Source organism: Flaviaesturariibacter aridisoli, assembly GCF_004343705.1.
Lineage (GTDB): Bacteria > Bacteroidota > Bacteroidia > Chitinophagales > Chitinophagaceae > Flavisolibacter > Flavisolibacter aridisoli.
In genome coordinates, this window is the sequence record NZ_SKFH01000028.1 from 38,533 (window position 1) to 49,376 (window position 10,844).

General features: G+C 54.1%; 17 protein-coding genes. All 17 read right to left on the reverse strand.

The window, feature by feature from the left end; all coding sequences use genetic code 11:
• The 17 genes from E0486_RS18960 to E0486_RS14310 all read right to left on the reverse strand — a co-directional run bounded on the left by E0486_RS18960 (window position 1) and on the right by E0486_RS14310 (window position 10,801).
• Window positions 1-177 carry a hypothetical protein gene (locus E0486_RS18960; RefSeq protein ID WP_165917342.1) on the reverse strand — a complete coding sequence of 59 codons (177 nt, stop codon included), beginning with the start codon at window positions 175-177 and terminating at the stop codon, window positions 1-3.
• 10 nt (window positions 178-187) lie between these two features.
• Window positions 188-853, reverse strand: coding sequence for a hypothetical protein (locus tag E0486_RS14235; RefSeq protein ID WP_131852938.1), 666 nt, complete (start codon window positions 851-853; stop codon window positions 188-190).
• A complete protein-coding gene (locus tag E0486_RS14240) occupies window positions 850-1,086 on the reverse strand; it encodes a hypothetical protein (RefSeq protein WP_131852940.1) in 237 nt (78 codons plus the stop codon). The genes E0486_RS14235 and E0486_RS14240 overlap by 4 nt, the downstream gene beginning before the upstream one ends.
• 72 nt (window positions 1,087-1,158) lie before the next feature.
• Entirely contained in the window at window positions 1,159-1,761 is a 603-nt protein-coding gene (locus E0486_RS14245; RefSeq protein ID WP_131852942.1) for a hypothetical protein, read from the reverse strand.
• Between the two features lie 12 nt (window positions 1,762-1,773).
• Window positions 1,774-2,169, reverse strand: a complete 396-nt coding sequence (locus E0486_RS14250) for an N-acetylmuramoyl-L-alanine amidase (protein ID WP_131852944.1) — start codon at window positions 2,167-2,169, stop codon at window positions 1,774-1,776.
• 9 nt (window positions 2,170-2,178) lie between these two features.
• The gene (locus E0486_RS14255; protein WP_131852946.1) at window positions 2,179-3,102 is read right to left on the reverse strand and encodes a peptidoglycan-binding domain-containing protein; all 924 of its coding nucleotides are present in this window, start codon (window positions 3,100-3,102) and stop codon (window positions 2,179-2,181) included.
• Window positions 3,103-3,108: 6 nt separating this feature from the next.
• Window positions 3,109-3,801, reverse strand: coding sequence for a hypothetical protein (locus E0486_RS14260; protein WP_131852948.1), 693 nt, complete (start codon window positions 3,799-3,801; stop codon window positions 3,109-3,111).
• Window positions 3,802-3,811: 10 nt separating this feature from the next.
• Window positions 3,812-3,994, reverse strand: a complete 183-nt coding sequence (locus tag E0486_RS14265; protein WP_131852950.1) for a hypothetical protein — start codon at window positions 3,992-3,994, stop codon at window positions 3,812-3,814.
• A 3-nt stretch (window positions 3,995-3,997) separates the two neighbouring features.
• A complete protein-coding gene (locus tag E0486_RS14270; protein ID WP_131852952.1) occupies window positions 3,998-4,831 on the reverse strand; it encodes a hypothetical protein in 834 nt (277 codons plus the stop codon).
• A complete protein-coding gene (locus E0486_RS14275; RefSeq protein WP_131852954.1) occupies window positions 4,815-5,153 on the reverse strand; it encodes a hypothetical protein in 339 nt (112 codons plus the stop codon). The genes E0486_RS14270 and E0486_RS14275 overlap by 17 nt, the downstream gene beginning before the upstream one ends.
• Window positions 5,143-5,643: a hypothetical protein gene (locus E0486_RS14280; protein ID WP_131852956.1), complete on the reverse strand. Its 501-nt coding sequence runs from the start codon at window positions 5,641-5,643 to the stop codon at window positions 5,143-5,145. The genes E0486_RS14275 and E0486_RS14280 overlap by 11 nt, the downstream gene beginning before the upstream one ends.
• Window positions 5,643-6,020 carry a hypothetical protein gene (locus E0486_RS14285; RefSeq protein ID WP_131852958.1) on the reverse strand — a complete coding sequence of 126 codons (378 nt, stop codon included), beginning with the start codon at window positions 6,018-6,020 and terminating at the stop codon, window positions 5,643-5,645. Before E0486_RS14285 ends, E0486_RS14280 begins: the two co-directional genes overlap by 1 nt.
• Before the next feature lie 10 nt (window positions 6,021-6,030).
• Complete coding sequence (locus E0486_RS14290) at window positions 6,031-6,564, reverse strand: glycoside hydrolase family 24 protein (RefSeq protein ID WP_207906263.1); 534 nt, start codon at window positions 6,562-6,564, stop codon at window positions 6,031-6,033.
• A 13-nt stretch (window positions 6,565-6,577) separates the two neighbouring features.
• Complete coding sequence (locus tag E0486_RS14295; RefSeq protein WP_131852960.1) at window positions 6,578-7,297, reverse strand: hypothetical protein; 720 nt, start codon at window positions 7,295-7,297, stop codon at window positions 6,578-6,580.
• Between the two features lie 72 nt (window positions 7,298-7,369).
• Window positions 7,370-7,996 (reverse strand): hypothetical protein, encoded by a 627-nt coding sequence (locus E0486_RS14300; protein WP_131852962.1) that lies wholly within the window; start codon window positions 7,994-7,996, stop codon window positions 7,370-7,372.
• 22 nt (window positions 7,997-8,018) lie between these two features.
• Window positions 8,019-9,761, reverse strand: a complete 1,743-nt coding sequence (locus E0486_RS14305) for a hypothetical protein (RefSeq protein WP_131852964.1) — start codon at window positions 9,759-9,761, stop codon at window positions 8,019-8,021.
• A 44-nt stretch (window positions 9,762-9,805) separates the two neighbouring features.
• On the reverse strand, window positions 9,806-10,801 hold the full coding sequence (locus E0486_RS14310) for an IS3 family transposase (protein WP_243697446.1): 996 nt from the start codon (window positions 10,799-10,801) through the stop codon (window positions 9,806-9,808).
• Window positions 10,802-10,844 lie beyond the last annotated feature (43 nt).

Below are 10,844 nucleotides of genomic sequence, written 5' to 3' on the forward strand. Positions count from 1 at the left end.
TTATTGGATTTTATTGCTCTTGTGCACACGCTCAACGATGGTCTCACCCAGGATTGAACCTAAAAAGCCACCCATCATCACGTAGGGCACGGAGTCCTTTTCTGCCTCTTTGGAATACCAGTAGGCCAGCAGGGAAGTGAGCAGTGTAACGGTCGATACGATGGTCTTTTCTTTCATGGGCTTTTTTCTAATGATGCAATAGATAGGTTGCGGCGGCGCCTGTGACAAACACCAGAACGGCACCGAGAACCCGGCTTTTCGTTCGTTGCTTTTTGAATTGACAGGTGAGCGACACGTTCGCCTCTTTCAAGGCAGTTGCCTGCAATTGCGTGCTATCGAAGGCGTCGCGGAGCCGGTCATATTCCGATCGTTTGAGCAGAAGCTGGCTGTCCTTAACCGCCAACTGGCCTTCCAAGCCTTTCTGCACCTCCAATTGCAGGCTGTCCTTGAGTTGAGTCTCGTCCAGGTAGGCGGACACGGATTCGATCAGCGAATCGCAGGGCGAGGGAGCCGTGGTGGAATCCGCCAACTGCTTTTCAAAGCGAGTGTCCAGGATTTCATAGATCTGTTCCTGCAGTTGGTGGCTCCGCGCCTTTACTGACTTCAACTGGCTTTTCGATTCACCCAGTGCCGAGGCCAGGCTATCGCTGGTGTTTTGCAGCGAATCTTGCTTTTGGGCAAAACTCACTTCCATGGCCTGCACCTGCTCGGCATAATCGATGCTGGTGGCAGCAGCCGAATCAGGTACTTCTCCGAAAGGCCGGTCAGCTTGCTTTTGGAAGGTCAGGGCCAGGACGATGCCGAGCACGATACCGAAGGACAAAAAGAGAAACTTGCTTTTGATGTTTTTCATTGGTTGTTGTTGTTTTCAGTTTGAGATGATTTTCGTTCAATTGAATAACCGAAGCAGCCGGCAGCCACCAGGCTAGTGAAGGAGTAGAACATGAACTCCGGCACCGGCTTACCGAAAAACTGCTGGGCTATCCAGCTCGCCACGATCATTAGGATGACCACTGCAATGAGACACTCGCGAATGGAGAATTGTCCGTTTTTATCGCGCAGGATCTCGTGGAGGAAGGCTTTCATAGGATTTTGATTGAATGATGGAATAAGTGAGGGCGGCCACCCCTACGCTAAAACTTAGACCCAGTGCGGCCATTAGCCATTTTTTCGAGCTTCGCGGGCAAGTGCACGCTCGTCGATCAGCGTATAGGTAAACTCATTGCCATAGAGCTGCCGGTGGCGCTCGCAGAGCTGCATGAACAGGTCAAAGTCCGATGCTTTCTGAAAGACCTGGCAGCCGGCTGAATACTTGTCCACGGCCTGCGTCGTGCCTGTTTCCGCTGCCCGGTGGATGTTGATCCCGAAGAGGCCGGTGTCCTCCTTTCCGTTCAGGAAGTCAAGCACGGCCTTTCGGTCGTAGTCCCGCAGCACGGTTACCGGTCGCTTTTGCACAAGCGCCTTGTACTTGCCTCGGTGCAGCCCGATCATATAGGTAGCGATGTATTGGCCTTGCTTGAGAATGGCAGTCCCCTGCGGATTCAACGGGTTCAGGAGCCAATAAGTTCCCGGATCGGTAGTCGCGGAGAATTGGTGCTGAACCAGCTGTCCCTCGCGGTTACGGTAAAATACATGGATGCTGTCGTCGAACGCATTGGGCTTCGTGCTGTCAGCCCGCACCCCCACGATGTTCAGCTCGAAAGGACGAATAAAGGCCCGGTAGCCCCTTGTAGCAAGGGCTGCTAAAATGGTATTTTCCATAGGTATTGTTTTTTAAGCAACAGCGATTCCCGGCTCGTATCCCTTGAGCCACTCCTTGACGCTAAAGCCCGGGCAGCCGGAGGCAGCGTCGAACTCTTCGTGCCCCATGATCCGGGCGCTAGGGTACTTTACCGATAGGGCGATGATCTTGTTGAAAAGGGATTCTTCCTGCACCGGCGTCCGGGTGTCGCCCAGGTTGCCCGACTTATTGCGGCCACCTGCGTATGCGATGTGGATGGCTTCGTTATCGGCCTCCGGCACGTTCTTCACGATGGAGCTTTCCGGATGAATGCGCTTGATCTCGCCGGAGCGCTCCACCACATAGTGAAAGTCGCCGTAGAACTGGGATACCTTCGGATCGAACGTGGCCGTGCTGTGTACGATGATGTATTTGATGTGTCGTTTCATAAGCTTGTTTTAGAGATAGGTTACCATTTTGGTGGGCACGAGGAAGTATTTGCTTCCATTTTCAAAAAGGGTGTAATCGAGACGGCGGGAGACTTCGTTTCCCAAGACCATCCGGGCCGGAACACGCACCTTCTCGGTTCCGCTCAACCAAACGCTGGTGGCTGCTACGGTCACAATCGGACGTCCATCAAAACCTGAAAGGCTCCATTTACTGCCGTCGAACTGTAACCCCATGCGCAGGAACTCGAATTTGATCTTCTGCTTTTGCGTCTCTTGGGTGAAGGTGTTGAGCAGGCCGGTGACGAGCGTTTGCCGGACGCCAGCGAGGCGGAATTGCTTGAAGGAGTCGTTTACGGTCGAATACTGGTCCACACTGCCAATCCGTTTCAGCAGGCCGATGGTTTTTGCAAAATCCTTAGAAAGAGCGGCCTCGTAAAGCTCCTTTCCGGAAGGAAGATTGTCTGAAGGCCGGCTTCCCTGCGTCAGCACGTTGAAGGTGCTTTCTGTGACCACCGTCGGGAGCCCCTGGCGGCGCAAGGCACTCACCAGTTCCGTTCCAAAGTCACCATCCGCACCAAAGCGCGGAAGCACTTTAGCACCATACTTTTTAATTAGCGCTTCCTGCAGCATACGCACGTTCTCACCCTTGCTCCCCTTTTTAAGCGGGAAGTCATCCGATCCTCCATTTCCAGAGTTTGCCCTTGACCGCGGCCTGGGCGCTGGTGCCGGCGTATCGGGCGTTACTGGGGCAGGCGGCATCGCCTTGATTAGCGCATCGAGATCTGCGTTCTTTCGCGCTTCCCGCTTTTTCCGGAAGTATTGCCATCCGAAATAGCCCAGGATTCCGCTCGCCCCTACCGCGAAGGCGGTCAGGATCAGCGTCTTCTTTTGCTGCTTTTTAGGCGGGGCTTTCTTCTTTGTTTTTGCTTTCATCGGTAATCACTTGGGTTTTTTCATAATGATGTCCATCATCGGACTGTACTCCCAGAACTCCAGCTCGCTTTTCAGGTCGCGTCCCAACTCACGCCCGAATTCCCGCTGGTAGGCCCTGGTCACCTGTTGATAGTCTGTTTGTGTCGGAATTTCCAGGAACACCGCCCTAACTGCTTCTTCATCCGTCCCCGGAACACCCCAATAGGTTATGTCAAAGGCCGCTTTCAGTCGCCGCGCCCAGGCCTGGTATTGCTGCGGCCCAACCAAGGGTGCTCCCCCCTTCGATATTCGGTCCGGCTTGCCTGCCACAATGCCTAGCATCTCGCTGTATTCGCTCAGTGTCAGCTCGCTTTTGAGATCTGCCATCAGGCTTCGGGCATAGAGCTTCTGGTAGGAATTAATCACCAGTTTGAACACCTCTTTGGACGGAATCATTCGAAGCACCTCGCGGACGGCCACCTTGTCGGTCCCCCACCCAAAAGCATTGTCGTTTTCAAATGCCATTTTTAGCTTCTGGGCATAGTAGGCAGCATTGGTATCGTCATAGGTTTTCTTTTCCTCTGACGTGGACCGCGCCTGCCGCACAATACTGCGACCGATGAAAAAGCTACCACTCAGGACCACAAGGCCAACCATTGAATAGGCCAGCTTTTCCTTAAGGGTGAAACTTTCCTCTTCGTGCTGTTTGTGCTGCGGCATGAATGATTGGTTATACGCCCAGGTATTTCTTGGCAAGTGCCGTCTTTGCCGGGTCGTGGTTGACAATGTGGGCCAGCTTGGAAAGCTCCGTGGCCGAGAGCTTGCGCATGAGGGACGTCAGCGCAGTCATCTTGGAATCGGCCTCGGTTTGCGAAGCCGCATCAATGGAAATGTCGTAGTGGTACTTTTTCATTCGTTAGAAGTTGATGTTTAAGGTTTTTGCGATTTGTTCCAGCAGCGCCGGATCTTGCGCAACGCGCCCCAGGACAATGTTGAAGAGTTCGAACTGGCGCGGATCGAACCCCTCGGTGAGCTGGCGGAGAAAAGCGAGCTGACGCAGTTCATCCTCGCTTACCTCAGGCCCACTCTGCTCCTTCCGCTGGAAGCTCACTTCCGGCTCCGGTTGTGGGGCTTGCGGTTGCTGTAGTTGGCGCTCGCGGTCCTGATTGTCCTGAATCACCATACCTGCAAGTGCTTCGCCGCCCGGAAGCTTCGTGAGCATTTGCGGATTGCGCCGGACGATGCCTTCCAGAGCCACGGAAGCCAGTTCCGCAATGTTGACATTGCCGAGCTTGAACTTGTTCTCCTTGAGGTGCTGGATTTCCTTTTCCAGCTTTTCCGCGTATTCTTCCGACTCCTCCAGTTCCTCCTTTGCCGACTGCAACTCTTCGCGCAGGCGGGTCATTTCATATTCGCGGTCGCGGGCGGCCAGCTTTTCCTGGATGATATTGTCGATCTCACCAAGCGTACCTCCCTTGTCGATTTTGTTTCGCTGTACGGCAAAACAGTATTGGTCATTTCGGGGCGACAGGTTGGAGTTATAGATCAGGATCCGCACCTTCTCCGTGTCCTCGTTCATGTAGAACTCGTAGGTGTCAAACTCCTTAGGATCTTCAGTTTTCGCAACCACCTTGAGGTTGTCGACGAAAATCTCAAAGGGTTTGGCCATGCCCTTCTCCGCCTGCGCTTCCAAAAAGTGGCGCAGCTTGTCAATTTTCAGTTGGTCGTATACATCATTCGTTACGGGCATCGTTCGTTGAATTTTGCGGAATGGCTTGTAAAAGGCGTACACTGGTGGGCGAAACAGAAAGGTTGATCACCCGGATGTAGCCTCTGTGTTCGTACTGAATCTCCTGGGCCTGGTCGTCGCTCAGGTCATAAAGGCCCACATCACTTTCAATACGTATGGAATCGCTCGTTTCCATCAGCACCAGAAGTTGACCATAGGCGATCAGCTCCCGCACCTCGCCCGGACGCAGCAGCAGGTGGCGAAGGCGAAGCAAATAGTGCTCACGATGCCCCATTTCCTGCATCCGGCGCCGGATATAGTCGAGTGCGATTTCACTTGTCATAAGGTGTGGCTTCGTACCAGATAATCAGATTCAATTGATAGGTTATGTCCGGACCACCTTCGGGCATCCATTGATCGCGGTAGTACCCCTCCAGAATGGGCGCCTTTGTTGGCACATTTAGATTAACCGGGTACCGTTTGCGCCCCCGTAGCCATTCCTTCGGCCCCTCGCTTACAAAGGAGAAGTCGCCAAGACCAGAATTGACATCTGTGCTGAACACTTCCATTTGCAGGAAGATGTCAGAGGTGTCTGGACTTTGCAGCGATAGCGAACCTGCCTTATCACTCACTCCCACCACAAACAGCGGATCATAGGCCGGGAAGGCAGGCGGACTTCCTCCCAAAGGCAGCGCTGGAAGTGCGGATAACAGCATAACTGAAGCTTCGACACCTATGATTCGTTTTGCCAGGCCGGGCAAGGGCACCTGCAGGTAACGCAGGATTCCTTTTCGGTTAACCACTTCCTGGTGGATGATTGCCTGTTCCTTCATTAAGAAATCGTTTCGAGGTCCAGGTAAATGGATATCCGATAGGGCACAAACTGCAAACGGGTGTCGGGCGTGTCCTTGTAGTCCACTTTCAGCTTGAAGTTTCCAGGTTGGACACCTCCAAGGTTGAAGTACCGTTCATTTGGAGAAACATTTAGCCCGCTCATGAGTAACTTTGTCTCGTAGTTCTCCGGAAACAGCTCGTCCCGGTTGAGCTCTACTTTTGCCGAACCCCGATAGAACATCAGGTCATCGCGGTCAGAAGTAAACAGGATGCCGTGCACCTTGACCACTGTCTTCTCCAACTCGAAAGTTTTAGAGAAGGTGCCTCCCGCCGCCGGCACATCGATATCATATCTTTTCTTGACTCTTTTTTCCATGTGTTCAGTATTAGGCCGTGGTGATGCCTCCGGCGATTTTGTACACGGCCAGCAGGCTTTGTTTGCTCCGCTCCCTCTGGTTATAGCCCGCACCCGGCAGCGAGGCCCATTCCTTCCGGCATTTCGTGATTGCCGCTCCGAAGCGACCGGCCAATACATCGGACAGTGCCTTACGGCGGCGAATGAGCTCCACGGCGGCTTTATCTTGGCTTTCAGGTCCGAAGTCGGTTAGGCGGAGTTTACCGGAGATCTCCGCCCAGGTCTTTCCGAGGATTTGATAGGCTCCGGCAGCGGTGGACGTGATACCTCCCTTTGTAATCGGCATGTTCGGATGCCAGTTCAGACTGGAAACCGTCCCCCCGCCGAATACCTTGCGATAGGCGTCCTTTCCAAACGTGCCCTCCGCGTACTGAATCATGACGAGAAAGGCCCTTAGGTTCTTTGCTTCTGTAGATGATTGCCCCATTGCTTTTGTCTTTCGGTAAAGAAGGAAGCATAGGGCCGGCACGGAGCCAGCCGCTATGAGCTTCCAGTTGGCTTTCATAGGTCCCTGTTGCTTACGGGGTAGTGATGGTACCGTGCAGGCCGGTGTAGATGTAGGTATTTGCGGGAATGCCGTCCATGGATCCCAGCTCAATGGTCATCTCGATGAGGATGTCATCGTGGATGAGGCGCGGGTTGGCGAGCTTGTAGTAGCCGATGGGCACATTCTTGTTGCCGGAGGTCTTGAAGACGATATTGGCCGTCTCGGGCACGATCTGCTTCTTGTTACTCTTGAGCGAGAACTCGCCGTTGGCAATAGCGTTGTAGTTCTCCAACCCCTTGAATTCCGTGGCAATGATCTTGTCCTTAGAGTTGTCGGCCGAGGTGCCCGCCAGGATGAAGATCCCGCTTACCAGGAAAGCCTGGTTCTTGGGCAGCTTGGCGTTCGAAAGGTTGCGCAGGCCAATTTCCTTGTCGTCCTGCGTCTCGAACATTTTGATCGTTTTGGAGGTCACCGGCTTGATGGAGTAGATGGTGGAGTCGGCCAGGCGCAGCTCGCCTTTTACCATGCCTTCCTTGATGTGGGCCGGCAGCTCGCCGAAGAACTTTTCCATTTCGGCACGCGAGCCTTTGGAAGAGGCCCCGGTGTTCGACATTTTATTGATGGCCCGCATCCGCTTCAGCGGGTTCATGCGGCGGAGTGCGCCCAGCAGCTCGTTATCATCGACGCCTTCGATGCCCAGGAGTGCGCCCTGGTTGTTGTATTCTTCTACGCCTTCGAGTAATCCTAACATGACATGAGGAGTTTGTTCCAGCCTATTGGCAGGCTAGAGGGTTAATTTTTGATTGTTGATTAATTGGATTCGTTAGAACATCCGTTCTTCCAGGTCACCGAATTCGCTGCCCACATCCCCGAACTCGTTGCTCACTTCGCCAAAATCCCGGTCTACGTCACCGAATTCGGAGTCTGGCAGCGCGCCCTGGAACTGGTAAGCACTATTGGCTACCTGTTCCTCGATAGCATTGAGTGCCGCGAGGTCGTTGTTCGGATACGAGAAGTACTGCAGGTTGCCAAAGCCACTGGTAGCCGCTCCGGCCGAAGCCTTTTTCATCAGCTTATCGATATAAAGCTTCTCAGAGAAGTTCTCCTTGTAAGCCTGCAGGCGGTCTTTCACGCCGTCAAAGCCCTCGAAGCCATTTACCGAGTTGCTTTTCTGGAATCCGTTCGCAGCCATCATCCCCAGGCCGAGTAGCTGGGTTAACTTATTACCCGAGTAGTGGCCCAGGCCGGTTGTGACCACGCCGATGGCGAGGGAAGGCCTGCCGATGGCCGCACCGATGAGGCCGCCACCGAGCACGCAGACCAGGATATCCTTGCCGGTCTCAAGGGCCGTGTTTTTCATGTTTCCTTTGGTGGCCAGGGAGTCGAAGCCGCTCGTAAATTGCTTGCGCTGGGCCTGCTTTGTTTTTTTACGTGTTTTCCTTTTAGGCATATGGATCTTTTTTTGGTGTTGATCAGATGAGGGCAACGACCTTCTTCTTTTTTTGATGAGGTTTGTTGGAGCGGTGGTGGTTCTTCCGCTTCTTTTTCGGAATTCCGGAAAGACCGCCGCCTGTTTTTGGTTTGCTGGCGGGAGCTGTCGGTGGATGCTTGGGCTTGAACACGGCATAACCGATTGCTATTAGCCCAATCCCGCCCACTCCGATGGCAACCGGCTTCAGCCAACTTTTGTTTTTATCCCAAAAGCCTTCTTTTTGTGGCGGAGGCGGCGGATCGGTCGGTGGGGCAACAGCTGCCGCCGGCGGTGACGCATCATCGATTTGCGCAGGCGGTTCTACAGGCGCAACCGGTGCCGGGAAGTTGCCGCCCCCGTCGTCGCCACTGCCGCCTGTCCGGGTCATCGCATAAGAGGAGCCACCACCGCCCCCTTTTACAAATCCTTCATCCGCGGCTGCACTACCAGCGGGCGGCAAACCTGTACTTTCAACCGGAGGCACCGGAGTAGTGTCAGGCACAGGTGCCCCGCTTTCCGCCGCTTCATTTCGGGCAGGATCAAAATCCTCGGAATCCTTGGACTTCTTCTTGAAAACATCGCCGATTTGTTTCAGGGCCGCTACGATACCCGAAATCACACCGGCTGCAGCGGCGACCGAAGCCAGCGTGATGGGTTCCCCCAGTTCGCCAAGCCCTTCGAAGCCTTCCACGTTTTCAGAGTGGTAGATCTCCGGACCCAGGAGCTGCGGAAGCGGTGTGGCGGTGTCCATGTACTCGATGCCATAGATCGGCAGCTCACCCAGACCGGCCACTGCTTTGTCCCGGTTACCCTTGCCGCGGAGGATTGCCTTCTTAAGGTTGGCAACCTTTCCACCCGCACCGCTGAAAATGCGCTCCAGCTTTTCACGGGTAGCCACCAACCGCTGGAACTTAGCCGGGTCAATTCCTTTGGCAACGGCTTGTTCCTGGGTCAGGTATGACCAGCGCAGGCGCTTGGCGACGTTCTTTATGTTCAACTTCATGGATGCCAGCACACCGTTTCGAAGAAGAATGGTGGCCGGGTTGAACTTGTTTACTTTGGAAATAAGCTTTTTGAAAAAGCCCTTCTTCTTTGGCTTTTTGGGCTTAGGCCCCGAAGAGCCGCGTTTGTTTTTGGCTGCCGCGCCCATGCGTCGGGCAAAAAGTTTCCCCAGCTCGCCCATGTCATCGCTTTCGAAACCATTGAGATACTGTAGGTCCATCGGGTAGTCTTTTTTTTCTGAATAGGGTACTTCGTAATCAAATTGGTCGGTCACGCAGTCGATCGTGATAGTGCCGCCCTGGTACGGCACCACCGGGTAAATGTGCTGGAAGTAGTCGCGGTGATACTTCGTGATGCGCAGGATGTGCGGGATGCCCAGGTTGGTCAGGATCGACGAGATGAATACCGAGTAGCAATCACAGTCCACCCCTGTTTTCCGGTCATGCCAGGCCCGGGCGGGGCTACGGATCTGCTCATAACCTTCCTGGTCCTTTTTGTAAGCAATATGCCGGTACACAAAGTGCCAGATCTTCGAGCAGGTTTCATACGTGTCCTTTCCCTTAAGCATTGCCGCAAGGCGCTTTGTATGGTCCAGCGTCTGGTGCACCACTTTGGGGATAAAGGCCACCGTGTCGGTTACCCCTGCATTTCTGCGGATTGTCCGGGTGCCCACTTCTGCAGCGGGAAAGAGATGGGTGTAGCCTTCACCGCTTTGGATGTTACGTTTTCTTGCCGCTTCCATGAAAGGGAATTACTTGGTAATAATGATCTCTTGTTTGACCCGTCCTAGAATAAGTTGACGGTTTTTAGATTGTTTTTAGATCCCTGGTTGCTGATTGCTTCCAGGGATTTTTCATGGATAAAGTTCGGGGTTTTGTAGTGTAGGCTGAGGTGCGGTCTCTGGGTGTTGTAGATGTGGATGGATTGGGCCACTACTGTTCGCAGGCTTTGCAGATCGGGACAAGGTGTGAGCAGGAACTCGTCTTTGAGGATCCCGTTGATGCGTTCCGCCAGCGCGTTTTGATAGCAATCTCCTCCCTGCGTCATCGAGCAGAGCACGTTGCCGCTCTGTAATACTTCCTGATATGGTGCTGCGCAATATTGAATACCGCGATCGGAGTGGTGGATTAGCGGAAGGTTCGCTTTTCGCTGTTTCAAGGCCGTTTTCAGGGCACAGGCAACACCTTCTGTTGCCAGGCTATCGGATACGAAGTGCCCTACAATCTTGCGCGAGTAGGCGTCGGTGATCAGCGACAGGTAGGCGGTATTTTCCTTGGTTGTGACGTAAGTGATGTCGGCCACCCAGAGTTGTTCCGGACGCGTCAGCTCCAGGCCTTCGGTGCGGTTGGGATGCTTGCGCAACCAGTGTTTGGAGTTTGTCGTTTTCGTATAGCACTTACGCGGTTGCACCAACAGGTGCTCGCCCCGCAGGTAGTCGAACAGGGCGTCGCGCCCCAGCTTCAAGCCCCGGGTCTTTAGTTCGGGGGCAAGCAGGTAATGAAGCTTGCGGGTACCAAGACGGGGCATGAGCTGTCGCTTTTCCTGCACCAGGTGGCGTACAGGCGCCAGCCGAAGGGCGCGCACTTCATTGCGGCTGCGCTGCTGGTAAAAGGCTTGCCGTGAGATGCCAAGCAGCCTGCAGGCGCGGCTCAGGCTCAGCCGTCCTTGCGTTTGGAGGGTTTGGGCAGCTTGGCGCGCAACTTTTTTGGCAACACGATTCCGAACTGCTTTTCCGCTACCTCGATGGTGGTTTCCAGCAGCAGGTTCTTGTCGCGCTCCCATTGAAGTGCAGCTTCCAGTTCTTTGATGCGCTGCTCCGGGGTCT